This is a genomic window from Exiguobacterium sp. AB2, from assembly GCF_000696055.1.
Taxonomy (GTDB): domain Bacteria; phylum Bacillota; class Bacilli; order Exiguobacteriales; family Exiguobacteriaceae; genus Exiguobacterium; species Exiguobacterium alkaliphilum.
The window spans coordinates 1-1,456 of record NZ_JNAA01000020.1 but is presented as its reverse complement, the minus strand read 5'-3'; the positions used below and the strand labels follow the sequence as shown (position 1 = coordinate 1,456).

General features: G+C 47.5%; 1 protein-coding gene. It reads left to right on the top strand.

The features are described from left to right. Nucleotides 1-91: 91 nt before the first annotated feature. A protein-coding gene (locus DI14_RS15155; protein ID WP_152545858.1) for an IS3 family transposase occupies nt 92-1,419 on the top strand; the annotation gives its coding sequence in 2 pieces (ribosomal slippage) (nt 92-491 and nt 491-1,419; 1,329 coding nt in all). The last annotated feature ends 37 nt before the right edge of the window (nt 1,420-1,456 follow it).

Sequence of the window (1,456 nt, the reverse complement as noted above, 5' to 3'; positions counted from 1 at the left end):
AAACTGTACCCTGAGTAGTAGACACTAAAAAAAGTCTACTGCTCAGGGTTTTTGTGTACACTGGACTAAATCATATTGGGAGTGAATTCGAGTGTCGAAGAAGATATTTACGTCAAAAGAAATAGATGCGCTAGCCGCAAATCCTTACGTTAAATCTGTGAGCCCGAAAGGGATCACGTATACCGATGAGTTCAAGGAACTTTTTATAGCACAGACGTTGGAAGGAAAGTTCCCTGTGGAAATCTTCCGGGGATGTGGATTCGATGTGGAGGTACTCGGTGAACGGCGTATGAGTTCTTGTAAAAATCGTTGGACACGAGCTTACCGAAAAGATGGGGTAATGGGGCTGCGCGATACACGATCAAGTAATTCAGGACGTTGGAGAGATAAAGAGCTGTCGACAGAAGAACGGTACGCGAAGCTCGAGGCCGAAAACAAACTGTTGAAAGCAGAGGTCGAACTATTAAAGGAGATCCGCCTGGCGGAAGGGAGAGGAAAGCTGGACTTAACGCATCGCAAAAGTATGAGCTGATTCAAGGTGTCATCATCAAGCACAAAATGAAGGGGATGGTCAGCCATCTCTGCCAGGTGGCCGGGGTGTCACGTCAGGGATACCACGCCTATTTCTCGAAACGGAGGAGACAGATCAGACAGGAGCGCGAATCGAAAGACGTGGCTCTTCGTGACCTCGTTCTGAAGGCGTTCCACTTCAAGAAGCGCAAGAAGGGTGCTAGGCAGATCAAGATGGTGCTGTCTGGTCATTTCGGTGTGACGATGAACCTGAAGTGTATCCGACGTATCATGCGGAAATACAAAATCGTGTGTCCAATCCGCAAGGCGAAGCCATACAAACGGCTCATTAAGGCGACGGCCGAGCACCGGGTGGTGCCGAATCGCCTCAAACGCGAATTCAAACAGGGCACTCCCTACAAGGTGCTTCTCACCGATATCACCTACATATTTTACGGGAACGGTAAGCGAGCCTATCTTTCGACCATCGTGGACGGTTCGACCAATGAGGTACTGGCGCATCAACTCTCTGAGAACATCAATCTCGACATTGTATTGGATACGTTGAAGCGTTTACGGAAGAACCGGAGGATTCGCTTGGACAAGGACGCATTCATCCATTCAGATCAAGGAGGGCACTACACGAGCCCGACCTATCAGAAAGAGGTGAAGCGTATGAAGCTAGGTCAATCCATGTCCCGACGGGGCAACTGTTGGGATAACGCTGTCCAGGAATCATTCTTTGGACATTTCAAGGATATCGTCGAGTTAAAGGCCTGTACCACGTTCGATTCACTACAGCGTGAAATCCGAAAAACCATTAACTATTACAACCATCATCGTTATCAATGGAACATGAAAAAGATGACTCCCGTACAGTACAGGAATCATCTCCTTGAATCAGCATAAGTTTTTTTATTAATGTCCTTTACAAGGGGTACAGATT